This window comes from Herbaspirillum sp. FG34 (assembly GCF_057809315.1).
In genome coordinates this window covers 86,691-109,489 of sequence record NZ_JBMDJS010000009.1, presented here as the reverse complement: position 1 = coordinate 109,489, position 22,799 = coordinate 86,691, and the positions used below count along the sequence as shown (strand labels likewise).

The following is a 22,799-nucleotide window of genomic DNA, read 5'->3' as shown; positions in this document are numbered from 1 at the left end:
CATCGCCCCAAGCATGAGCCTTTATCTCAACGCCCTCGGCATGGTCTGCCCGCTAGGCGGCACGCACGAGACGATCCGTGCGCGCTTGCTGGCCGGCCAGAGCGGCCTGCGCGACGATGCACGCCATGTCGACGCAAATGGCACGCCACTGGCACTGGGCGCCGTGAGCGAGGATACGCTGCTCCCGGAAGACAGCCATCTGCCCCTGCGCGAACGCAGCCGCAACAATCGCCTGGCGCTGGCAGCACTGCAACCCATCCGTGCTCAGGTCGATGCCGCCATCGCCCGCCATGGTGCAGAACGTATTGGCATCGTGCTCGGGACCAGTACCTCCGGCATCGCCGAGGGCGAGGCCGCCTTTGCCGCACGGGCCAGCAGCGGCAGCTTTCCGCCCGGCTATCATTACGGCCAGCAAGAATTGGGCTCTCCCGCCGCCGCGTTGCAACTGACGCTGGGCACCACCGGTCCGGCCTACGTGCAATCGAGCGCCTGCGCTTCCAGCGGCAAGGCCATCGCCAGTGCTGCACGCCTGCTCAACATGGGTCTTTGCGACGCCGTGCTCTGCGGCGGCGTCGACAGCTTGTGCGATTTCACCATTGCCGGCTTCACCGCACTGGAATCGGTGAGCACCCAACGTTGCAATCCGCTTTCACTGCATCGCCAGGGCATCAACATCGGCGAAGCTGCAGCCCTGTTCCTGCTCACGCGCGAGCCGGCGCCCGTGCAATTGAGCGGGTGGGGCGAGTCCTCCGACGCCTATCACATCTCGGCCCCCGATCCCCGGGGCCGGGGCGCACAACTGGCTATCAGCCAGGCTTTGCGCCGTGCCGGACTGCGCGCTGACCAGATCGACTACATCAACCTGCACGGCACGGCAACAGCGCAAAATGATGCGATGGAGTCACACGTCATCGAGACCCTGTTCGGGCTGGCAGTGCCGGTGAGCTCGACCAAGCCCTTCACCGGCCACACCCTGGGCGCGGCCAGCGCCGTTGAGGCCGGACTGTGCTGGCTCCTGATGCAGGACGGCAATCCGGACGGCCTGCTGCCGCCGCATCTGTGGGATGGCGTGCCTGATCCGGCGCTGCCGCCACTGGCGCCGGTAGCGATCGGGCAAGCTCTGGGCCGGCCGCTGCGGCACGTGCTCTCCAACTCCTTCGCCTTTGGCGGCAGCAACGTGGCGCTGGTGTTTTCTCGCCGGGAGGACACATGAATCCGGCCCTGCAAGATATCCCGCCGATTGAGCAACTGCTGCCGCACGCCGCCCCCATGATCCTGATCGACCGCGTGGTGGCGGTGAGCCACGATCAACTGCAGGCCGAACTGGAAATCCGCCACGACAGCCTCTTCCGGCAAGGCAGCGGCGTAGGTGCCTGGGTCGGCATCGAATACATGGCGCAGAGCATCGCCGCCTGGGCCGGTTACCACGAACTGCGCCAGGGCGGTCGCGCCAAGATCGGCTTTCTGCTGGGATCGCGCCGCTATCACTGCGCAGTTCCCGAATTTGCCACCGGCATGCGCCTGGGGGTGTCGGTGCAACTGCTGTTGCAGGCGGAGAACGGGCTGGGCTCCTTCGAATGCCGCATCACCGACCTGGCGACGCAACAAGAACTGGCGCAAGCCACCGTGTCGGTGTTCCAGCCGCGCGACGCAACACACTATCTTCAAGAAGGCATGGCATGACCACATCGGGAGAACACAGCATTTTCGTCACCGGCTCGAGCCGGGGCATCGGCCGCGCCATCGCGCTGCGCCTGGCACGCGAGGGATACCACATCGTCCTGCATTGCCACGCACGGCGCGACGCCGCCGACCAGGTAGCCGCCGAGATCGCGGCGCTGGGCCGTCAGGTCCGCGTACTGCAATTCGACGTCGCCCACCGCGAGCAAGCCTCGCAAGCCCTGCTGGCGGACGTGGAACAGCACGGCTGCTACTACGGCGTGGTCTGCAACGCCGGCATCACCCGCGACAACGCGTTTCCCGCCATGCCCGGCGAAGACTGGGACAGCGTCTTGCGCACCAACCTCGATGGTTTCTACAACGTGCTCAATCCGCTGGTCATGCCCATGGTGCGGCGGCGCGCTGCGGGCCGCATCGTGACCCTGGCCTCGGTGTCCGGACTGATCGGCAATCGCGGCCAGGTCAACTACAGCGCGGCCAAGGCCGGCGTCATCGGCGCCACCAAAGCGCTGGCGCTGGAACTGGCCAAGCGCGACATCACCGTCAATTGCGTCGCCCCCGGCCTGATCGATACCGACATGACCGAAGACGCTCCCGTCGAGGAAATCCTCAAACTGATCCCCGCCCGCCGCGCCGGCAAGCCCGAGGAAGTGGCGGCGGCCGTGGCCTTCCTGATGTCGCCCGATGCGGCCTACATCACGCGCCAGGTAATCTCGGTCAACGGAGGCCTGGCATGACGCATCCCCGCACCGAACGCCGGGTGGTGGTCACCGGCATGGCCGGCATCAGTCCCATCGGCACCGACTGGACCAGCGCACTGGCGCAGTTGAAGACCTATACCAATGCCGTGCAGCGCATGCCCGGCTGGGATGACTACATCGGCCTGCACACCCGCCTGGGTGCACCGGCAGCAGAGTTTTCGCTGTCCGAACGCTACAACCGCAAGACCACGCGCAGCATGGGCCGGGTCGCCCTGATGGCCACCCGCGCCAGCGAATGGGCGCTGGCCGATGCCGGGCTGCTGGAAGATCCTCTGCTCAAGAGCGGCCAACTGGGCATCGCCTATGGCTCCTCGGCCGGCACGCCCAATGCGATTGCCGACTTCGCCATGATGTTCGCCGAAAAGAATACCCGCGACATCAACGCCAATACCTACCTGAAGATGATGGCCCACACGGCGCCAGTGAACATGGGCGTATTCTTCGGCATTACCGGTCGCATCATCACCACGTCCAGCGCCTGCACCTCGGGCAGCCAGGGCATCGGCTATGCGTACGAGACCATCCGCAGTGCGCGTCAGGTGGCGATGGTCGCTGGCGGTTCGGAAGAACTGTGCGCCACCGAAGCCGCAGTCTTCGATACGCTCTACGCCACCAGCGTTCGCAACGACACTCCGAAGCTCACGCCCAGCCCCTTCGACCGCGACCGCGACGGCCTGGTGCTGGGCGAAGGCGCCGGCAGCCTGATTCTGGAAGACCTGGAACACGCCCAGGCACGCGGGGCGCGGATCTATGCCGAGATCGTCGGTTTCGGCACCAACAGCGACGGCGCCCACGTCACCAATCCCAACGCTGCCACCATGCAGGCGGCTATCCAGATGGCGCTGGACGACGCCGGCTTGCCGGCCTCGTCCATCGGCTACATCAATGCGCACGGCACCGGTACGCGCCAAGGTGATCTGGCTGAGACCCAGGCCACCGCACGCGTGTTCGGCCATCGCGTACCGATCAGCTCGCTCAAGAGCTACATGGGCCACACTCTGGGTGCCTGCGGCGCGCTGGAAGCCTGGCTGTCCATCGAGATGATGCGTCACGGCTGGTTCGCTCCGACCATCAATTTGCAGCATCCCGACTCCGACTGCGGCGAACTGGACTACCTCACCGGGCAAGGCCGCGCACTGCAGTGCGAATACGTGATGTCGAACAACTTTGCCTTCGGCGGCATCAACACCTCGCTCATTTTCAGACGCTGGCCCTGAGCGCCCCTCCTCTGCCTGCTCTGCCTCCTCTCATGACAAGGAAAACAAGCGATATGAAGATCATTTCCCTCTCCCTCGCACTGACCTCGGCGCTGGCCGCCACCATGGCCGGTGTCGCCCTCAAGGGCGACATCGTCAAGCTGGGCAAGTAAGTCGTCATGGCCTCCACCGTAGCCTGGGTGGTGGATGGCCGCAGCTTCGTCGGCGCGGGCGCACGTTCCTCCACGCTGGCCCGGCTGGCGGCGGTCCTGTCGCCCAATGAGCGCATGCGCCTGCAGGGTTTCCTGCGTCCGCAGCGTGCGGGCGAATTCCTGCTGGCCCGGCTGCTGATGCGTCATGCACTCATGCAGGTCAGTGGCTGCCGCCTGGACGACATCGCGGTAAGCGAGCCAGGCGGGGCCGCTCCGGTGGTGCGCATCGCAGGAGAGCTGGCCGATGGGGTCGGGCAGCCAGCGGTCAGCCTCTCGCACAGCCGCGGCTGGATCGCCTGTGCGGTAGGAGTGGGCACGCAGATCGGCGTGGACATCGAAGCTCCGGCGCCCGAACGCGACCTGTCGGCACTGGCGGAGCTGGCCTTCACACCGCATGAGTTGTCCAGCCTGGAAGGCCTCACCGGCGACCAGCGGGAAGCCGCCTTCTATCGGCTGTGGTGCGCCAAGGAGGCCGATTACAAATGCCGCCACAACGCCCGTCAGAACCAGGTTGCCTTGACTGGCGACGCTCCGTCCTTCCTGCATCACGAACCTGGGGCGCACTACCATCTGTGTCTCTGTACTACGGTGCCGGTGCGGCTGCACCCTACGCAAGACATCGCGCTGCCGACCCTTCTGGAGCTTACCGGCAGCCAGAGCAACGCAACACCGCAGCAATACGACGGCGGCTGATACACCGCAAGACTGTCATCGCTGGACCGCAGTAAACCGCATCACCGAACAAGAACACTCAACCACGTAGACATATCAAGGGGAAAACATGTCCACATCACGCATCTGGCTGCTCGCAGCCGGCACACTTCTATTGACCACCGCCTGCTCCACGCCGGAAGAGCGCATGGCCAAGTTGCAAATCAAGCAGCAGCGACTGGCAGTGAAGTCGCAGCAAGCAGCACAACGCGACGAATTGCGCACGAAGGCGGAGTCCGCCGCGGTGACCGACCAGCGCACGCCGTTGGAAAACGTCCTCAAGGCGCTTGGCAGTTGCGACGCCAGCTTCGCGGCGACGGTACGCCAGTTCTCCGGCGCGTTGCAACCGGCTTTCGTGGTCACCCTCAAGGGCCCGGTGGCCAGTATCGATGTCCCGGACCGTAGCACCGCAGGCCGCAACCACATCGCCGTAGCGGCCCCGGCACAGGCCTACGGACAAATCCTGAGCGGCTACTACGACGAACGTCTGGAAATCAACGGCCAGTTGCAGAAGATCAGCTGGGGTTTCTTCAGTCCGGCTACGCCGGAACAACTGGTCAAAGCCTTGGGTGCGGCCATCCCCAACTTCAAGCGCACCAGCCGCGAGCTGGAAGGCAACTACGTGCGCATGGAAATCTTTGATCGCGGCGGATGGCACCGCACCACGCGCTTTGAGCATTATCGGGCCCAGGCCAATGTACTGGGCGAGCGCTCCTTGGTCATCGAAGCTTCGCGCGATCCAGCTTTCCCGGGTAGTCGCATCGGCTGTTCAGTGCGTGGCACACAAGTAGCGCAGTTCCAGGACGAGCTGCGGCCAGAGGTGGATTAAAGCGTGCATGGGCTGATCTCGCCACTCAGCCGGCAATAGGCCGCCCGTGGCCTGGCCGATGTTCCTGGCCTGGCGGTCTCCTGGTAATCTGGACGTCGTCTATGCAAGCCTTGCACCGCCACACTATACGTCACTCAGGCGCATCCCCCTGCCAGGCACGCTCCAGCAAGGTCCGCAGCGCCGCGCGCTCCAGCGGACGCGGATTGGCATAGGCATTCTGCAAGGCGATGTCGGTGCAGCGATCCAGCGCCTCATAGGGCATACCCAGCTCGCGCAAGGACAACGGCGCCCGCAGCTTGCGCGCCAGCGCATGCAGCCCCTGCGCGGCATCGTCGGTGCCCAGTGCCCGTGCGATGCGCTGCATGGCCTGCGGTGCGGCCGGTGCGTTGTAGGCCAGCGCATGCGGCAGGATCACGGTATGCGTCTGCGCATGCGGCAGGTTGTAACTGCCTCCCAAGGTGTGGCACAGCTTGTGATGCAGCGACATGCCCACATTGCCCAGCACCGTGCCGCACAGCCAGGCACCATACAGGCATTGACTGCGTGCCTCGAGATCATCACTGCGCACCAGCAGCTGCGGCAAACCCTCGGCCAGTGCGCGCAAGCCCTCTTCGGCCAGCAGCGACATGATGGGGTTGGCGTCCGGCGCATACAGGCCCTCGGCCGCATGTGCCATGGCGTTGATGCCACTGGTCACCGACAGCGGCAGCGGCAGGCCAAGACTCAATTCGGGATCATAGATGACCGTGCGCGGCAACACGCGCGCGGCGCGGCCGGTCTTCTTGAGACCGGCTTCGGTGATGCCGTAAATGGGCGTCATCTCGCTACCGGCATAGGTGGTCGGGATGGCCAGGATGGGCAGCTCGGATTCCAGTGCAATGGCTTTGCCCAATCCCATCGTGGACCCACCCCCAATGGCGATGGCACAGTCCGCGCCCAGCGCCTGGGCCACCGACCGCGCGTGTCGTGCCGTCTCGATGGGCACGTGCATGACGGCCTGGTCGAATACCCCGGCGCAACGATCGCCAATCAGGGACGCCACGCGCTCGGCCTCGGCACGCTGGCCGGGCGTACACAGTACCAGGGCACGATGCGCGCCCAGAAGCTCGGTTTCTCGAACCAGATGTTGCAGGCTGCCGGCACCGAAGATGACACGGGCAGCAGCGCTGCTATAAGTGAAACTGGGCGCGGACAGGGACATGGCGGACTCAGGTGCGCTGGGGATTGAGGATGAAATCATAGTCCAGCGTGTAAAAGGGCTGGTCACACACCGTGCCATCGGGCGCGGTACCGGCCTCGTGGCGCGGCCAGTCGGCAATGAGGGTGGAGCGTACACCGAAGACGGCATCGGATTGCAGGTATTCATCGCCACGACGGAAGACGTGGGTAATCAGCGTCTCATAGCCCTCGGCCTGGATGCGGAAATGCAGGTGCGCCGGTCGCCACGGATGACGGCCCAGGGTCTCCAGCATCTTGCCCACCGGGCCGTCGTGCGGGATCGGATACGAATTGGCGAGGATGCTGCGGAAGTGGTAACGCCCGGCCGCATCGGTATGAAGCGTACCGCGCGCCTGCAACTGCGCCAGGTCCGGATACTGCACGTCATAGAAACCATCCTCATCGGCTTGCCAGACTTCCATCCTGGCGTTGGCAACGGCTTGGCCATCCAGACCGCGTACGCTGCCGCTGACGAAGCAGGGCTGCCCCTTGGCCCCGTTGGAAATATCCGCCCCCAGCGGATAAACCGGGGAGTTCTCCACGTGGAAAGGACCGAACACGGTCGCCTCGGTGCAGCCGGCCGGCTTGTGGTGCTGCTGTGCCATCACCAGCGTGGACAGCCCGAGCGTGTCGGAGAGCAGAATGAATTCCTGGCGCTTGTCCGAACACAGTTGCCCGGTCTCGGTGAGGAAACGGATGCCCGCGAACCACTCCTCCTCGGTCAGCCTGACTTCGCGCGCAAAGGCATGCAGATGCTGCACCAGACTGGTCACGATCTGCCGCAGGCGTTCATCGGCCATGCCGGCATGGCGCGCCAGGACGGCCTGGGTGATGGTGTCTTCGTTGAGATTGAGCATGGTCTCCTCGGCGATGGGGAAAATGGTTTTGATTTTTTCGCTGAGCGGTAATATAGGTCTTATTTTTCTGCAGATATATGACGAATGTGGAAAACTGTTTTCCACTTCGGACTGCCCACCTCGCCAGGAAAGCCGCCCCATGGACCGCTGGAATCAATTCGAACTCTTCGTGCAGGTAGCCGAGCTGGGCAGTCTCTCGCGCGCGGCCGAGGCGCTGGGCATGTCCAATGCCGCCGCCAGCCGCAGCCTGGCGGCGCTGGAAGAACGCCTGGGCGCACGTCTGGTGGAACGCAGTACGCGCCGCCTGGGCCTGAGCCAGGCCGGCGAGGGCTTCTACCGCCAATGCAAGGCGGCACTCACGCAGATGAAGGAAGCCGAAGCCCTGGTCAACGCCAACAGCGTCGCACCGGGCGGACTGCTGCGGGTGACCTCCTCGCTGTCCTTCTGCATGAAGCACATCAGCCCGCTGCTGCCACGCTTTCATCGGCTCTATCCGGACATCACCCTCGACGTGGTCTCGGCCAACCGCTACGTCGACCTGCTCGACAGCGGCATCGACGTGGCCATCCGTACCCGCGAGTTCGAGCCGGATTCCAACATCGCCGTGCGCCGCCTGGCGGCCACCCGCCGCATCCTGGCCGCCTCCCCCGGCTACCTGGCCGCACGCGGCGTACCACGGTCGCTCGAAGAGCTGGCCGCGCATGACCTGCTGGTGTACAGCCACGCCAACCACCCCAACCAGCTGCGCTTCACCCATCGCGACGGCCATGAACGGCAGCTGGACATCAGCGCCCTGATGCAATCCAACGACGGCCAGATCATCCGCGCCGCCGCGCTGGAGGGACTGGGCATCCTGATCCAGCCCAACTACATCATCTATGACGACGTCGTGGCAGGCCGCCTGGTCCCGGTGCTGGACGAATGGGACTTGCCTCGCCTGACCATCAACATCGCCTACCAGGGCCGCAAGCACCTGCCGGCCAGGGTGCGCGTGTTCGTCGACTTCCTCCTGCAGCACTTCGCGGAAATGGACTATGAGCGCAAATGGACGCGCTGAGCAACGCGTCAATACCAATTGGTAAATATTAAATACCAATTGGTAGCTTTTATCTTATACTGGTAATCCCCTGGTCACCCAAAGTGTTGAGGAGACTCCCGATGCCCGACGCTACCGTTGCCCCCCTCGAACTGCCGCGCCAAGCGCACCGACAGCGCCTGCAACTGGTCTGCTGCATGCTGCTGCTGGCGCTGGCGGCCCTTTGGCCGGGCCGCACTGCCCATGCCAGCGAGCCCTGGCGCGAAGCCCTGCCCGCCCGGGTTGAGCCGCTCGGCAGCGGCACCATGACCTGGCTGGGTTTCCGCATCTATCATGCCACCCTGTGGGCAGCACAAAAGCCACTGGATGAAAACCAGCCCTTTGCCCTGCAGCTGGATTACCAGGTCAAGATCAGCCGCGACAAGCTGGCTTCCACCTCCATCGATGAAATCAAACGCATGAGTCCGGCCCCCATCGCCGGCCCGACCCTGGCGCGCTGGAAGAGCGAGCTGGAGAGCGCCTTCGTGGACGTGGCCGATGGCGATGAACTGGTCGGCGTCTATCTGCCCCGGCGCGGCATGCGCCTGTATGACCGCAACCGGATGCTGGCCGAGATCGCCGATCCGGAACTGGCGCGCTCCTTCTTCAACATCTGGCTGGGCCAGCCCAGCCGTGACGACAAGCTGCGTCGCCGCCTGCTCGGGGAGGTACCTTGAGCGCAGTGATGGAGCCCTCCTGCGCGCCGCGCTCGCGGGCCGACAATGCCGCCTATGGCATGCTGGGCGCACCGCTGGCCATGGCGGCACTGCCGCTGTTCGTGCAGATCCCGGCCTACTACGCCAGCCACGTCGGCGTGGCGCTGGCGCCGCTGGGCTGGGTGCTGTTTGCGGCGCGCCTGCTGGACATGCTGCAAGATCCCCTTTTCGGTCACTTGCTGGACCGCTCGGCGCAACGGCAGAAGCGCTGGATGGCCGCCGCAGGCGTGGTGCTGACATTTGCCTTCATATGCCTCTGGAAGCCCCCCGCCACGCCCCAGGCCGCGATGGTGTGGCTGGTCGGCATGCTGGTGCTGGCCTACGGCGCCCACAGCATGTTGAGCATCGCCTATCTGTCCTGGGGCTCGCGCCTGCCGGAACAGGGCATGCGCGCCGTCGCCTGGCGTGAAGGCGCGGGCCTGGCCGGGGTGATCGTCGCCAGCGTGGTACCGGTCGGCATCCTGGCGGCAGACCCGGCATTGATCGACCAGCGCATCACCTGGTATTGCCTGTTCTTCACTGCCGTACTGGGCGGTGCGCTGTTGCTGCTGCTGCGCCAGCCGGCGCCAGCGATGACGGCGCAGGGCCAGCGCTGGGCGGTGTCGCTGCGCGGGCTGTGGGCCAACCGGGCGTTTCGCGCGCTATTGCCGCCCTACCTGCTCAATGCCCTGTCGGCTGCCGTTCCGGCGACGCTGGCGCTGTTTTTCATCGAGGATCAATTGCAGGAGCGCGCACTGGCCGGCGTCTTCCTGGCGACCTATTTCGGCGCAGCCGCGCTGGGGCTGCCGCTCTGGAGCGCCCTGGCACGCCGCATCGGACCCATCGCCTGCTGGCGCCAGGCCATGCTGCTGTCCATCGTCGGCTTCGTCGCTGCGGTTCTGCTGGGGCCGGGCGAGCGCTGGGCGTTTCTCGCCGTATGCCTGGCCACCGGCGCGGCACTCGGTGCGGACCTGCTGCTGCCACCGGTCCTGCTGGCGCGCGTGGTCACCCAGCCTGGATCGGTGGGCAGCGCCTTCGGCATCCTCACCATGCTGGGCAAGCTGGCCCTGGCACTGGCGGGCATCGCCCTGCCGCTGTTGTCGGCGCTCGGTTACCACCCGGGCCAGGGACCCAGCAGCAGCCTGCCGCTGGTCTATGCGGCCCTGCCCTGCGTGCTGAAACTGGCGGCTTTTCTGGTGCTGGGGCGCTATGGTCGCCTGCATCCCGCATGATCGGTCTTCCGCTCTACCGTTTTACCCGCCATGACTAAAAATTCCAACGCGCCATCTCACCCGGCATCCACCCTGCGCCTGCTCCTGGGCGACCAGTTGAATCCACAGCACTCCTGGTTCGACCAGGTCGATCCCGAGGTGGTCTACGTGCTCATGGAAGTGCGCTCCGAGACCGACTACGTGCTACACCACGCGCAAAAGATCCTGGCCATCTTCGCCGCCATGCGGGCCTTCGGTGAGCAGTTGCGCCAGGCCGGTCATCGGGTGCGCTACATCCGGCTGGACGATCCCTGCAACCGGCAATCGCTGGTCGATAACCTCGATGCCCTGGCGGCCCACTACCAGGCCCGTCAGGTGCAATGGCAGGCACCGGACGAATGGCGGGTCGACCAGACGCTGCAGCAGTGGGGTCAGGCCTGGGCGAGCACGCATCAGGGCGAGATTGCCGTGTGCGACAGCGAGCATTTTCTCACCGCGCGCCACGAACTGCCGCGCCTTTTCGCCGGCCGCAAGCAGTGGTTGATGGAGCATTTCTACCGACAGATGCGACGGCGCTTCGAGCTCTTGCTCGATGGCGATGGCAAGCCCGCAGGCGGCCAATGGAATTTCGACCACGACAACCGCAAGCGCTGGCCCGGCAACCCGCCCGAACCCGCGGATTGGCGTCGGCCGCACGATCACGCTGCGCTGTGGGACATGCTGCAGGCCCAGGGTGTGCGCAGTTTCGGCAACGCCCAGGCCACGCAACTGCGCTGGCCGCTGGACCGCACCGAAGCCCTGCAACATCTGGATCACTTCATCAGCACCGTGCTGCCGCATTTCGGCGACTACGAAGACGCCATGAGCAGCCAGGCGCAGCGGCTGTTCCATTCGCTGCTCTCGTTCGCCCTCAACGTCAAGATGCTGCATCCCCTGGAAGTGGTGCGCCGCGCCGAAGAAGCCTATCGCGAAGGACGGGCGCCGCTGGCGGCAGTGGAAGGATTCATTCGCCAGATCATCGGCTGGCGTGAATATGTGCGCGGCATCTACTGGTCGCAGATGCCCGGCTATGACCAGCGCAACGCCCTGGCCCATCACCTGCCCCTGCCGGCCTGGTTCTGGAGCGGACAGACGCGCATGAACTGCCTGCGCCACGCCATCGGCCAGTCGCTGGAGACGGCCCACGCCCATCACATCCAGCGCCTGATGGTGATCGGCAACTTCGCCCTGCTGGCCGGGCTCGATCCCCGGGAGCTGCACCACTGGTATCTGGGCATCTATATCGATGCCTTCGAATGGGTGGAGCTGCCCAACACCCTGGGCATGAGCCAGTGGGCCGACGGCGGCATCATCGCCACCAAACCGTACGTGAGCAGCGCCGCCTACATTGGCCGCATGAGCGACTACTGCCAGGGCTGCGCCTACGATCCCAAGCAGAAGACCAGCGCGAATGCCTGCCCCTTCAATGCCCTCTATTGGGACTTCTTCCTGCGCCACCAGTCCACCTTCGGCAACAACCCGCGCATGGGCATGGCCTACCAGCAGCTAAGAAAAATGCAGAGCGCCGATATCGAGGCCCTGCAACAACGCGCCGCCGATCTGCGCAACCAGCTCGATACCCTCTGAGCCCGCACCGACAGGCGCTCCCGGCGCATGGTAATGGCTGCCAACGCCGGTAAAAGCAGGCAAAATACACAAAATCTGACGAACTCACGAAATTCTCTGCATAATGGGTCGTCAAAGCATTGCCCATGGGCAGCAGTGTTGCTTTTCGTCGAAAAACGATTATATCGAATTCAAATTCGATCTAATGAATTTGATTTATTTGTGTAAAATACCGATAATGGATTTATGAAAACCGCAAAGACAACCAGTTCCGAGGTATGCACCACGCAGGAAGCGGCGCACATCCTGGGCATCTCGGTGTCCTCCGTCCAGCAGTTGGTGGAGGCCGGCATCATCGAGGCCTGGAAGACCAAGGGCGGCCACCGCCGCATCCCGCTGGCGGCCGTGCATGCCTACAAGTCCACCCCCGGCTCGTCCTCGGGCGGCGAGGCAGGCGAACACGGACGCGCCAGCCCGGCGCCACGTGCCGGCAACGGCCGCACCGCGGTGCTGGTGATCGAGGACAACCGCCTGCAGCGCGAGCTGTATGCCAGTGCGCTCGGTTCCTGGGGCCTGCCGCTGGACCTGGTGTATTGCGACAACGGTTACAAGGCGCTGCTGGAGATCGCGCGCAGCAAACCCGACGTGGTGCTGGCCGATATCGTGATGGAAGGCATGGATGGCTACGAAGTGGTCAAGACCATCCTCCATGACCCGGAGCTCAAGGATGTGAGCATCGCCATCGTCAGCAGCCTGGATGCCGAAGAGATGGCCATGCGCGGTGGTATTCCGGCCGGGGTGGTGTTCTTCTCCAAACCGGTCAATTTTGATGAATTGCGCGGTTACATGCGGGCCTGCTGTGCCCGCAGGGAGCGCGAAACCCGCTAAGGGACCAACGAAGAAAGGCCAGCAGTGCCATGGATGACCGGAAACACCCCCCTCTGCCCCTCCGGTTCGCGCGCATCGATCTGCGCCTGGCCCTGGGCCTGTTTTCCCTGCTGCTGATCTGCGGCCTGTGGCTGGCGGCACTCAAGGAGCTCGACGCCAGCCGCGAAAACCACCTGCAAGATGCCCGCCGCGACGCCCAGTCGCTCTCGCGGCTGTTCCTCGAACACGCCTACCGCACCATCGAAGCGGCCGACCAGGCCGCCGTCTACCTGCGCTACCGCTATGCCGAGCGGGGCCAGTCGCTGGACCTGGCCACCGAGATCGCCAATGGCCTGGTGGCGCGCAATGTCTACAACCTCTTCACCGTCGTCAATGCCAAGGGCGACGTGGTGCTCTCCAGCAAACCCTTCACCCCGCTGAATCTGTCGGACCGTGAGCACGTGCAGGTGCACATGCACGGGGGGGAGGACAAATTCTTCATCAGCAAGCCGGTACTGGGGCGCGTCTCGCACAAGTGGTCGCTGCAGCTGACCCGGCGCATCAACCGACCCGATGGCGGCTTTGGCGGTGTGATCGTGGTGTCCATCGATCCCCAGTATTTCACCAGCCTGTACCACCAGATCGATGTCGGCCACCATGGCGTCATCACCCTGGTCGGTGCCGATGGCGTCGTGCGCGTGCGCCGTACCGGCGACATGGATGCCATGGGTGAGCAGGTCAACGGCGGCAAGGTCTATGCCGCCATGCTGGCGCAGGGCAATGGCGTGATCGATGCGGTCAGCCGCATCGATGGCCGCGAGCGCATCTATGCCTTCCGCAAGCTCAACGACTATCCGCTCTATGCCTCGGTGGGCATCGACATCGAAGAACGCCTGGCCCCCTATTATCGTGAGCGCAACCGCACCCTGACACTGGCCTCGCTGATCACGCTGGCGGTGCTGGTCTTCAATGCAGTGCTGATCTGGATGGCCGGCTCGCTGGTCAGAAGCCGCCAGGATGCCATGCAGGCCAGCCACGCCAAGTCGCGCTTCCTGGCCAACATGTCGCATGAATTCCGCACGCCGCTCAATGGCGTGCTGGGCTATTCGGATGCCCTGCGCGAGGAACTGGGCGAGTCCCCCCTGGCGCAATATGCCACGGCCATCCATGACAGCGGCAACCGCCTGCTGGAGCTGGTTGACGCCATCCTTGAAGTCACCGCCCTGGAAGACCGCCGGGTGAGCGTCCATCGCGAGCCCGAGAATATCCGCGAACTGGTCGGCCAGGCCATGGCGCGCCATTACCAGGCTGCCCAGGCCAAGGGCCTGCTGCTGGAATGCCGCATCACCGACGAGGTTCCGCAGATCATCGTGTGCGACCAGCGCAAGATGCTGCGCGTGCTGGAAAACCTGATCGGCAATGCCGTGCGCTACACCGATACCGGCCGCGTCATGGTCGAAGTCGACCGCGCCGACAATGAGTTGGTCATTCGCATCAAGGACACCGGCATCGGCATTCCCGCCGGGCAACGCGATACCATCTTCGAGAAGTTCACCCAGGCCGACGACAGCGAACGACGCGCCAAGGATGGCGCGGGCCTCGGCCTGACCATCGCGCAACGGCTGGTGACGCTCATGGGAGGCCAACTCATGTTACAGTCCGAGCAACACCAAGGATCGACATTCAGCTTCACATTGCCGCTGCAAGAGCCGAAGTAAAACGGCCGCGACCAGATCAGGACAGAGGGGGAATACCGTGCCATTGGGCCAGTCACTGAGCCACTATCATCATATCGACCCGAGCCAGCTGCTGGAGGCCGTGGGCGGCGATGCCGCCACCGTGGCCGCGCTGGCGCGCACTTTCGTCGATAGTGCCCCGCCCATCTTCGCCCGGCTGGAGCAGGCCGCGCTGGACGGCAATGCCGAGCGCAGCCGACACGAAAGCCATAGCCTCAAGGGCATGAGCGCCATGTTCCAGGCCGATGTGCTCACGGCGCTGCTGCAGCGGACCGAGCAGGCCGCCCGCAACGGCCAGCCACCGCGCCCGGAAGAACTGGTGCAACTGCAGACCAGCTTTGCACTGGTACTGGACGAAATCGGGCGCTGCGCGCGCTCCCTCGCGCAGCCCTGAGCCGCGAGGGCCAGCCAGCCCCTGCCTGCCCATGACGCCACCCACGCCCGCCCCGCCGCGCATCCGCAAGTCCGCCCTCACCCTGGGCGGGTTGCTGCTGGGGTTGCTGGCGAGCACCGTCTTCATCTCGGGCGCACTGCTGTACCGCGCCAGCCTCAACGACTGGCGCAATGACCTGGCCACGCTCTCCACGGTACTGGCCGAAAGCACCTCGCAGACCATCTCCTCGGCCCGCCTGGTCCTCGACAGCATCCAGTCCGACATCGAAGCAGCCAACGTCAGCAACGACGCCCAGCTCTACGAGCACGTCAGCAGTGCCGCGTATTCCCAGACCATGCGCGAGAAGATCCGCGGCCTGCCCTTCATCTCGGGCATCGGCATCAGCAATGCCCAGGGCCGCATCATCGGCCTGTCGCGTACCTTCCCGCCACCACCGCTGGATCTGACCGACCGCGACTATTTCCTTCATCACAGCAGGAATGCCTCGCGTGAGGATTTCCTGAGCGAAACCGTCAATTCACGGGCCGCCGGTGTGCCGACCTTCTATCTGAGCCGCCGCATCAATGACCGCCAGGGACGCATGCTGGCCATCGTGGTGGTCGCCCTGCCGTGTTCGTTCTTTGAAGATTTCTTCACTGCCGTCACCAAGGACAAGCCCTTCTCCATCCTGCTGGCGCGCCAGGACGAGAAACCGCTGATCACCACCGCCCTGGCACACGACACCTCCGCGCAGCGCGACATCCGCCCCCTGGCCGACCTGCACGCGTCACGCCCGGCCGACAGCGACGGCAAGCAGCCCTATTACTTCATGCAGTCGCACTGGCTGGGCATCCACCGACCGGTGCGCAATGCGCCGATGTATCTGGAAATCGGCGTGACCGACAAGGTCTATTTCGGTGAATGGCTGGAATCCATGTATCCCTTGATGCTGGTAGCGGTGATCAGCTTGATCGGCCTCATCGGCGGCTTTGGCGTAGCCCTGCGTCAGGTGCAGCGGCGTGAGCAGGACGCCCAGCTGGCCTTGCAGTTGAAGGAAGAAGCCGACCATGCCAATGAAGCCAAGTCGCGCTTCCTGGCCATGGTCAGCCATGAAATCCGCACCCCCATGAATGGCATCCTGGGCTTGTCCGAATTGCTGATGGAGTCGGGGCTGTCAAACAAGCAGCGACACTATGCCGACAGCATCCACAATGCCACCGGCGGATTGGTGCGCATCATCAACGACATCCTGGATTTTTCCAAGATCGAATCGGGCAAGCTCGACCTGGAAGGCGTGGCCTTTCATCCGGCGCGGCTGGTGCGCGAGCTGGCCGAGCTGTACCGGCCCTCGATCCACAACAAGGACGTGCAACTGGACGTGCGCATCGATTGTGACGAGGCGCTCTGCCTGGTCGGGGACCCCTCGCGCCTGAAGCAGGTGCTGGGCAACCTGCTGAGCAATGCCATCAAGTTCACCCAGGCCGGCTACGTGCGGCTGAGCATGTCGGCCCACCGTGAAGAAACCAGCCCGCAACGCTGGCGACTCTTCTTTGCCATTGCCGACAGCGGCATCGGCATTTCTCCCGAGTCCCTGGCCCAGTTGTTCCAGCCCTTCACCCAGGCCGATTCCTCGATTTCACGCCGCTTCGGTGGTACCGGGCTGGGTCTGGCCATCAGCAAGAACCTGGTGGAACTGATGGGCGGCAAGATCGCCTGCCAGAGCGTGCCGGGACAATCCACCAAGTTCAGTTTCGATATCCTCTGCCCGGAGGGCGTGGCACCGGCTGGCACCGTCAGCACCGAGCAGGTCCAGGTGCCACCGGCCCGCCAGCCCGCCGCCAGTGCGGTCGCAGCGGCGCCCGCGCTGGCGGCGCAAAGCGCACCGCCCACCCCGGGCGCGGCGGCCTCCTCCGCACTCACGGGCGCCCGCATCCTGGTGGCCGAGGATACCGAGATCAACCGGCAACTGCTGCGCATCCTGCTGGCGCGGCGCGGCTGCATCCTGCAGGAAGTCGAAAACGGCCAGTTGGCCTTGGAGGCAGTGCGCAACGGCAGCTATGACCTGGTGCTCATGGACTGCATGATGCCCATCATGGACGGTTACCAGGCCACCGCCGAGATCCGCGCCTACGAACAGGCCCAGGGACGTCCGCGCACCCCCATCGTGGCGCTGACCGCCAGTGCCATCGAGGGCGACCGCCAGCGCTGCCTGGATGCCGGCATGGACGACTACCTCAGCAAACCCTTCACCCAGGTCGGCTTGATGAATACCGTGGAAAAATGGCTGCACAAGACATGAATGCAGCAAACCTGAGTTGAATTCAGGAAATTCCCTAAGAAAATAAAACAACTGATTAAATCGATTTATTTGATTTATTTGCTGAAGCCACTTATGATGGTTCCTGAGCGCACCCCCTTTATTCCTATATCGCGCCCACATCAGGAGTCGTCATCATGAAATGGTTCTACGATCTCAAAATTGCCAGCAAGCTCAACGCAGCCTTCCTGGTTGTGCTGCTGTTCATTGTCGCGCTCGGGGGCTTCTCGGTTGCGCAACTGGCCGAGGTGAACAAGGCGGCCAACGATGTGTCTGCCAACTGGCTTCCCAGCATCAATAGCTTGTCCCGGATCAGCCTGGCGCTGGCCCGCTCGCGCAGCTTCGACATGCAGCAGTTGCTGACCGATGACAAGAAGGAAGAACAGGCTTCCCGCGAGCGCGCCGAGAAGCAGATGGACATCCTTGCCAAGGAAATGACGCACTACGGCACGCTGGTATCGGAACCGCGCGAAAAGGAAATTTATCCGGATCTGCAACGCAATATCGCGGCCTACCAGGATGCCCATGTGCGCATGACGAAGCTCTTCGAGCAAGGCCAGAAGCCGGCTGGTCACGATGTTCTCAATACCAGCTCCACCCCGGTCTACCGCAAGCTGCAGGACCAGATCAATGAACTGACCACGGTCAACATCAAGGGCGCAGCCGCCTCCGAGGTGCAGGCGCGCCAGGTCTACGAGCGCGCACGGCTGGCCATCATCGGACTGATCACCAGCTGCATCGCGCTGGCCATGCTGCTGTCGTGGTGGATTGCCCGCCTGGTATCCCGTCCCCTGGTCAATGCCGTAGCCATTGCCCGCCAGGTGGCTGAAGGCGACCTGACCGCCCATATCCCGGAGAACACCGGTCGCGACGAAACCGCCCAGTTGACGGCTGCGCTCAAGCAGATGAATGACAACCTGCTCAAGATCGTCCAGGAGGTGCGCGTGGGCACCGACACCATCAGCACCGCTTCGGCCGAAATCGCTACCGGCAACATGGACCTGTCCTCCCGTACCGAACAGCAGGCCGGCGCCCTGGAAGAAACCGCCTCGGCCATGGAAGAACTGACCTCCACCGTGCGCCAGAACTCCGACAATGCCCGCCAGGCCAACCAACTGGCGGTCTCGGCCTCCGAGGTGGCCCAGGCTGGAGGCCAGGTAGTGGGCAAGGTTGTTCATACCATGGATGCCATCAATGAATCGTCACGCAAAATCGTGGACATCATCGCGGTCATCGACGGCATTGCCTTCCAGACCAACATCCTGGCCCTGAATGCGGCCGTGGAAGCGGCCCGTGCCGGGGAACAGGGACGCGGTTTCGCGGTGGTGGCCTCGGAAGTGCGTTCGCTGGCCCAGCGCAGTGCATCGGCGGCCCATGAAATCAAGGCGCTCATCGACGACTCGGTGGCCAAGGTCGACACCGGCACCAAGCTGGTCGGCGAAGCCGGCCAGACCATGGACGAGGTGGTGGCCAGCGTCAAGCGCGTCTCCGACATCGTCGCCGAGATCACCGCTGCCGGCGCCGAGCAGAGCCAGGGTATCGAACAGATCAACAATGCCGTCACGCAGATGGATGAAAATACCCAGCAGAACGCTGCCCTGGTCGAACAGGCTGCCGCGGCCGCCAAGGCCTTGCAGGAACAGGCGGCACGCCTGAGCCAGACGGTCGGCGTGTTCCGCCTCGATACCAGCCACGTGGTGATGTCGGCACAAGCGGCCCCTGCCCGGCCTGTCAAGGCGGCCAGCGCCCCGCGCGACATTACCCCGGCACGTCCGGCAGTGGCTGCGCCACGCGCCAGGAACATCGCCCAGCCTGCGCCTGCCGCCCGTCCGGGCACCCCGGCCAGGAGCCAGCACGACAGCGCCGACAACGGCGACTGGGAACAATTCTGATCCTTGAGGACGATATGGACGCCTTCCAAAAAGAAATCGACGAACGTACCAACCTGACCTCCAGCAACAAGTTCGAACTGCTGCTGTTCCGCCTCGGCACCCCGGACGGCAGCACCGACAGGCCGGGCGAGCTGTATGGCATCAATGTCTTCAAGATCCGCGAGATCGTGCCCATGATGGACATCACCGCTGCGGCCGGCATGCGCTCCCCGATGCTGGGCATGGTCAACATCCGCGGCCAGGTGATGTCGGTGGTGGACCTGCCGGCGGTGGCCGGATGCAAGCCGGGCCATGGCTTCAACATCCTGCTCATCACCGAGTTCGCCCGCCATACCCAGGCCTTCGCGGTGGAATCGGTAGAGGAAATCGTGCGCCTGGACTGGAGCCAGGTCCTGCCGGCTGACTCCCATGCTTCCGGCAGCGTGGTCACCAGCATCGCCCGCCTCGACTCGGCCCAGGATGGCGGTCGCCTGGTGCAGGTGCTGGACGTGGAGCAGATCCTCAACATGATCTCGCCGGTCAAGGAACAGATCGAGCCGGTCCCGGCCGGCAGCAATGAACTGAAGATCAAGCCGGGCTCGGTCGTGCTGGCCGCTGACGATTCGCGCATGGCACGCGCCCTCATCGAGCAGTGCCTGACCGATCTCAAGCTGCCCTACGTGATGACCACCGACGGCGTGCAAGCCTGGAAGAAACTCCAGGAGCTGGCCCGCCAAGCCGAACAGGAAGGCAAGCCGCTCACCGACAAGGTCGCCATGGTGCTGACCGACCTCGAGATGCCGGAGATGGATGGCTTCACCCTGACCCGCAAGATCAAGGCTTCGGACCTCTACAAACAACTGCCGGTGGTGATCCATTCTTCACTGACCGGTGCCGCCAACGAAGACCATGTGCGTTCGGTGGGTGCCAATGGTTACGTCGCCAAGTTTTCCCCGCCTGAACTGGCAGCAATGCTGCGCAAGGTGCTGCCCCCCTGACGGCACCTACTGCAGAGCCAGGAACGGCGCTTTTTACAAGCGCACGGCCGACGCCCGGTCGGCCGGCAAGACCCGCCCCACGCCACCCCTGACGGTGCCGTGGGGCTTTTTCATGGATATCGCGGGCGCACGTGGCCGTGCGCGCCGAGCCAACCCGAACTCCCGACCAATCCTGATCGGCTTGAGCTATCTCAAATTATTTCGAGACCAGACTTCTAGAATCGGACATGAACATCCCTGTGGCAGGTCGTGCGTCTGCCGCTGCCGTGGATGTCTGCGTTGCGACCCGCGTGCGGTCGCGCCCTGCCTCAGGAGGCTGGTCATGGTTCCCTCTGCCGATCGTGTCGTATCCCTCGCCCCGAGCGGCGACAACCCGCCGCTGGCGCAACGCATCCCGGCCCTGCTGGCCGAGATGGATGCCGAACATCGCGAAGTGCTGGAGAGCGTGGCCGCCCTGGCGGTGGTACCACCCACGCAGTTCGCCGCAGCCTATGGCGCACTGGTGGCGCAGATCGAACAGGGATTCCGGGAAGAAGAAAAGATGATGGACGCCATCGGCTACAGCGAGATCCGCGCCCATCGCCGCGACCACGCCGAGCTGCTGGCGCTGCTGCACCGTCTGCGGCCCTATTTGGAGGACGGCAACGCGCCGCTGGCCGATATTGTCATGGGCATGATCCCGGCCATGCTGGTACGGCACATGGCGGGCATGGACCAGGCGCTGGCACTGGCCTTGCGCATGCAGGGCGGCGTAGCGGAGCGGCACTGAGCCAGCATTGCGCCGGCGACGGCGTGCGACTCAGGCGTTCAGTGCGGTGGAGGTGGCAGCCTGGGGCCCGCGGATGAGCTCAGGCCCGCTGCCGTAATCGGCCAGCGTGGCCCGGTAGAAATCAATGAAATCGGCCGCCGGCAAGGGCTGGGCAAACAGCCAGCCCTGGGCGAAGTGGACCCCGTGCTCGCTCAGGTAGGCGGCCTGTTCCAGGGTTTCCACGCCCTCGGCGACGATGTAGAGATGCAGGCTCTTGGCCATGGCGATGATGTGATCGATCACCGCACTGGTGGCCGCACCGGTGCCGATGGTGCTGACGAAGGACTTGTCGATCTTGAGCGCATCCATGGGCAGGCCCTGCAAATACTGCAGGTTCGAATAGCCGGTGCCGAAATCATCGAGCGCCATCGAATGCCCCAACTCACGCGCCCGCGCCAGCGTCACCCGGGCCGAGGCGATATCCATGCAGCCGCGTTCGGTGGCTTCCATCCACAACTGTTCGGTACGGATATCGGTACCGGCCAGCATCTGGCTGACCACATCGATGATGCGACCGGTCTTGATATCCTGGGCGGCGACATTGACGGCCACGTGCAGGGCGCGGTCGGCGCGCAGGGTATCGCCCAGCTCGGCCAGCACAGCCGCGATGACCTGGTCGGTCATGGGCAGGATCAGACCGCTCTCCTCGGCCAGCGGCACGAACAAGTCGGGCCGCACGATGCTGCCGTCCGGGCGACGCCAGCGAATCAGTGCTTCGGCGCCAACGCAGCGCCCGGTGGCCAGCTCGATGATGGGCTGGTAGAAAACGATGAATTCACGCTTGCGCACGGCCAGTTGCAGTTCCGCCAGCGGCGACAGGCGCGCCTGCGACACGCGCAGCACCAGCAGCACCAGGACCAGCCCCAGCAGCACGCCAGCGGGCAGGAACCACTGCTGCTCTCCCGTCATGGCCGCCAGTACCTGCTGTCCATCGATGATGGCCGCAGCGGTCCAGCCGTCGCCACTGACGGTGGAGACAAAGAACCCGTCGAAATCCTGGGTACCCAGACCACCCAGCGCCCGCCCTGCCATGCCCGCCGACAACGGCACGCCGTACTGCGCCACCAGTCCGAATCCGTTGCGCGCCAGCACCACATGCACGCCATCTTCCAGGACCACATCGACGAAGCGTTCACGCTGCACCAGGGCCACATGGGCTCCGTACTGAATGGCCATCATGCTGGGGCCGTCGGTGACAAAGGACGGCTGTTCCAGCGCCACACCGATGCCGTCACGGGTCGTGAACTGCGGCTCAGGCTGGCCCCGCCGCAGCGCCTGACCGCGCCGGTCCCAGGAAGTGCACTTGAGCTGGCCGTATTCGTAATAACCCATTTCCTCGATGGCGCCGGAATGGACGGCAATTAGCCGCATCTGGGCAATGTGTTCATCCGAACAGGGAAAGAGCAGCAGCGGCGAGAGCGATTTCAGGGAGCGCTGGGCGTTCTGGAAGGTGGCTTCGGCGCGCTCCACGACGGTCTCGGCGTAGCGCGTCAGGCGCTCATGCTCGGACTGGATCACCGCCTGGCGCGACAGCCACAGCATGCCGATCACCGGCACCGTCGCGGCCACGACGGTGGCGATGATGGTCAGCAGCACCACCTTGTTCTTGTTGCTCACGTCTTCCCCCTTGCGCCGCGCCTTGGCGACGGCCCGTCCGAATCGACTATTCCATGTCCATGCTCATCATTAGACCCCGAACAAACAATTAAATCAATTTAATCATTTTACAAAATAGTGAAGCGTTTTTGCAACGGCTGGAAGCGGTCCATTGGCAGCATC

20 protein-coding genes are annotated in these 22,799 nt (G+C 64.3%); 17 read left to right on the top strand and 3 right to left on the bottom strand.

Annotated features, from left to right (window positions below; translation table 11 throughout):
- Nucleotides 1-13: 13 nt before the first annotated feature.
- The 6 genes from ACODSZ_RS13170 (at nt 14) to ACODSZ_RS13145 (ending at nt 5,389) form a co-directional block, all read left to right on the top strand.
- A complete protein-coding gene (locus tag ACODSZ_RS13170) occupies nt 14-1,213 on the top strand; it encodes a beta-ketoacyl-ACP synthase (RefSeq protein WP_175344194.1) in 1,200 nt (399 codons plus the stop codon).
- Nucleotides 1,210-1,683: a hotdog family protein gene (locus ACODSZ_RS13165; RefSeq protein WP_175344195.1), complete on the top strand. Its 474-nt coding sequence runs from the start codon at nt 1,210-1,212 to the stop codon at nt 1,681-1,683. The genes ACODSZ_RS13170 and ACODSZ_RS13165 overlap by 4 nt, the downstream gene beginning before the upstream one ends.
- Entirely contained in the window at nt 1,680-2,417 is a 738-nt protein-coding gene (fabG, locus tag ACODSZ_RS13160) for a 3-oxoacyl-ACP reductase FabG (RefSeq protein WP_008331599.1), read from the top strand. The genes ACODSZ_RS13165 and fabG overlap by 4 nt, the downstream gene beginning before the upstream one ends.
- A complete protein-coding gene (locus tag ACODSZ_RS13155; protein WP_175344196.1) occupies nt 2,414-3,658 on the top strand; it encodes a beta-ketoacyl-ACP synthase in 1,245 nt (414 codons plus the stop codon). Before fabG ends, ACODSZ_RS13155 begins: the two co-directional genes overlap by 4 nt.
- A gap of 158 nt (nt 3,659-3,816) precedes the next feature.
- Nucleotides 3,817-4,542 (top strand): 4'-phosphopantetheinyl transferase family protein, encoded by a 726-nt coding sequence (locus tag ACODSZ_RS13150; protein WP_488927758.1) that lies wholly within the window; start codon nt 3,817-3,819, stop codon nt 4,540-4,542.
- A gap of 88 nt (nt 4,543-4,630) precedes the next feature.
- On the top strand, nt 4,631-5,389 hold the full coding sequence (locus tag ACODSZ_RS13145; protein WP_175344198.1) for a hypothetical protein: 759 nt from the start codon (nt 4,631-4,633) through the stop codon (nt 5,387-5,389).
- A 130-nt stretch (nt 5,390-5,519) separates the two neighbouring features.
- Here ACODSZ_RS13145 and ACODSZ_RS13140 read toward each other — a convergent pair whose 3' ends face one another.
- Nucleotides 5,520-6,590 carry a maleylacetate reductase gene (locus ACODSZ_RS13140; protein ID WP_488927757.1) on the bottom strand — a complete coding sequence of 357 codons (1,071 nt, stop codon included), beginning with the start codon at nt 6,588-6,590 and terminating at the stop codon, nt 5,520-5,522.
- A 7-nt stretch (nt 6,591-6,597) separates the two neighbouring features.
- Nucleotides 6,598-7,464, bottom strand: a complete 867-nt coding sequence (locus ACODSZ_RS13135; protein ID WP_488927756.1) for an intradiol ring-cleavage dioxygenase — start codon at nt 7,462-7,464, stop codon at nt 6,598-6,600.
- A 139-nt stretch (nt 7,465-7,603) separates the two neighbouring features.
- Between ACODSZ_RS13135 and ACODSZ_RS13130 the strand changes: the two genes are divergently transcribed.
- From ACODSZ_RS13130 to ACODSZ_RS13080, 11 genes are all read left to right on the top strand, one after another.
- Complete coding sequence (locus tag ACODSZ_RS13130) at nt 7,604-8,521, top strand: LysR family transcriptional regulator (protein ID WP_241820917.1); 918 nt, start codon at nt 7,604-7,606, stop codon at nt 8,519-8,521.
- 101 nt (nt 8,522-8,622) lie between these two features.
- Nucleotides 8,623-9,216: a chalcone isomerase family protein gene (locus ACODSZ_RS13125; RefSeq protein WP_175344202.1), complete on the top strand. Its 594-nt coding sequence runs from the start codon at nt 8,623-8,625 to the stop codon at nt 9,214-9,216.
- 8 nt (nt 9,217-9,224) lie between these two features.
- Nucleotides 9,225-10,466 (top strand): MFS transporter, encoded by a 1,242-nt coding sequence (locus ACODSZ_RS13120; protein ID WP_488927799.1) that lies wholly within the window; start codon nt 9,225-9,227, stop codon nt 10,464-10,466.
- Between the two features lie 30 nt (nt 10,467-10,496).
- The gene (locus ACODSZ_RS13115) at nt 10,497-12,071 is read left to right on the top strand and encodes a cryptochrome/photolyase family protein (protein WP_175344203.1); all 1,575 of its coding nucleotides are present in this window, start codon (nt 10,497-10,499) and stop codon (nt 12,069-12,071) included.
- A gap of 225 nt (nt 12,072-12,296) precedes the next feature.
- The gene (locus tag ACODSZ_RS13110) at nt 12,297-12,938 is read left to right on the top strand and encodes a response regulator (protein ID WP_175344204.1); all 642 of its coding nucleotides are present in this window, start codon (nt 12,297-12,299) and stop codon (nt 12,936-12,938) included.
- Between the two features lie 29 nt (nt 12,939-12,967).
- Entirely contained in the window at nt 12,968-14,635 is a 1,668-nt protein-coding gene (locus ACODSZ_RS13105) for a cache domain-containing sensor histidine kinase (RefSeq protein ID WP_488927755.1), read from the top strand.
- 37 nt (nt 14,636-14,672) lie between these two features.
- Nucleotides 14,673-15,047 carry an Hpt domain-containing protein gene (locus ACODSZ_RS13100; protein WP_349627566.1) on the top strand — a complete coding sequence of 125 codons (375 nt, stop codon included), beginning with the start codon at nt 14,673-14,675 and terminating at the stop codon, nt 15,045-15,047.
- A 31-nt stretch (nt 15,048-15,078) separates the two neighbouring features.
- On the top strand, nt 15,079-17,325 hold the full coding sequence (locus ACODSZ_RS13095) for a hybrid sensor histidine kinase/response regulator (RefSeq protein ID WP_488927754.1): 2,247 nt from the start codon (nt 15,079-15,081) through the stop codon (nt 17,323-17,325).
- A 155-nt stretch (nt 17,326-17,480) separates the two neighbouring features.
- Complete coding sequence (locus tag ACODSZ_RS13090) at nt 17,481-19,235, top strand: methyl-accepting chemotaxis protein (RefSeq protein WP_488927753.1); 1,755 nt, start codon at nt 17,481-17,483, stop codon at nt 19,233-19,235.
- Nucleotides 19,236-19,249: 14 nt separating this feature from the next.
- Nucleotides 19,250-20,212 carry a chemotaxis protein gene (locus tag ACODSZ_RS13085; RefSeq protein WP_175344208.1) on the top strand — a complete coding sequence of 321 codons (963 nt, stop codon included), beginning with the start codon at nt 19,250-19,252 and terminating at the stop codon, nt 20,210-20,212.
- 322 nt (nt 20,213-20,534) lie between these two features.
- Nucleotides 20,535-20,981, top strand: a complete 447-nt coding sequence (locus ACODSZ_RS13080) for a bacteriohemerythrin (protein ID WP_175344209.1) — start codon at nt 20,535-20,537, stop codon at nt 20,979-20,981.
- Nucleotides 20,982-21,011: 30 nt separating this feature from the next.
- Here the strand turns inward: ACODSZ_RS13080 and ACODSZ_RS13075 are convergent, their stop codons facing one another.
- Entirely contained in the window at nt 21,012-22,637 is a 1,626-nt protein-coding gene (locus ACODSZ_RS13075) for an EAL domain-containing protein (protein WP_488927752.1), read from the bottom strand.
- Between the last annotated feature and the right edge of the window lie 162 nt (nt 22,638-22,799).

Excerpts from the sequence above, each read along its gene's own strand:
- ACODSZ_RS13170 (WP_175344194.1), top strand. The coding sequence starts at position 14 with ATGAGCCTTTATCTCAACGCCCTCGGCATGGTCTGCCCGCTAGGCGGC.
- ACODSZ_RS13165 (WP_175344195.1), top strand. The coding sequence starts at position 1,210 with ATGAATCCGGCCCTGCAAGATATCCCGCCGATTGAGCAACTGCTGCCG.
- fabG (WP_008331599.1), top strand. The coding sequence starts at position 1,680 with ATGACCACATCGGGAGAACACAGCATTTTCGTCACCGGCTCGAGCCGG.
- ACODSZ_RS13155 (WP_175344196.1), top strand. The coding sequence starts at position 2,414 with ATGACGCATCCCCGCACCGAACGCCGGGTGGTGGTCACCGGCATGGCC.
- ACODSZ_RS13150 (WP_488927758.1), top strand. The coding sequence starts at position 3,817 with ATGGCCTCCACCGTAGCCTGGGTGGTGGATGGCCGCAGCTTCGTCGGC.
- ACODSZ_RS13145 (WP_175344198.1), top strand. The coding sequence starts at position 4,631 with ATGTCCACATCACGCATCTGGCTGCTCGCAGCCGGCACACTTCTATTG.
- ACODSZ_RS13140 (WP_488927757.1), bottom strand. The coding sequence starts at position 6,590 with ATGTCCCTGTCCGCGCCCAGTTTCACTTATAGCAGCGCTGCTGCCCGT.
- ACODSZ_RS13135 (WP_488927756.1), bottom strand. The coding sequence starts at position 7,464 with ATGCTCAATCTCAACGAAGACACCATCACCCAGGCCGTCCTGGCGCGC.
- ACODSZ_RS13130 (WP_241820917.1), top strand. The coding sequence starts at position 7,604 with ATGGACCGCTGGAATCAATTCGAACTCTTCGTGCAGGTAGCCGAGCTG.
- ACODSZ_RS13125 (WP_175344202.1), top strand. The coding sequence starts at position 8,623 with ATGCCCGACGCTACCGTTGCCCCCCTCGAACTGCCGCGCCAAGCGCAC.
- ACODSZ_RS13120 (WP_488927799.1), top strand. The coding sequence starts at position 9,225 with ATGGAGCCCTCCTGCGCGCCGCGCTCGCGGGCCGACAATGCCGCCTAT.
- ACODSZ_RS13115 (WP_175344203.1), top strand. The coding sequence starts at position 10,497 with ATGACTAAAAATTCCAACGCGCCATCTCACCCGGCATCCACCCTGCGC.
- ACODSZ_RS13110 (WP_175344204.1), top strand. The coding sequence starts at position 12,297 with ATGAAAACCGCAAAGACAACCAGTTCCGAGGTATGCACCACGCAGGAA.
- ACODSZ_RS13105 (WP_488927755.1), top strand. The coding sequence starts at position 12,968 with ATGGATGACCGGAAACACCCCCCTCTGCCCCTCCGGTTCGCGCGCATC.
- ACODSZ_RS13095 (WP_488927754.1), top strand. The coding sequence starts at position 15,079 with ATGACGCCACCCACGCCCGCCCCGCCGCGCATCCGCAAGTCCGCCCTC.
- ACODSZ_RS13090 (WP_488927753.1), top strand. The coding sequence starts at position 17,481 with ATGAAATGGTTCTACGATCTCAAAATTGCCAGCAAGCTCAACGCAGCC.
- ACODSZ_RS13085 (WP_175344208.1), top strand. The coding sequence starts at position 19,250 with ATGGACGCCTTCCAAAAAGAAATCGACGAACGTACCAACCTGACCTCC.
- ACODSZ_RS13080 (WP_175344209.1), top strand. The coding sequence starts at position 20,535 with ATGGTTCCCTCTGCCGATCGTGTCGTATCCCTCGCCCCGAGCGGCGAC.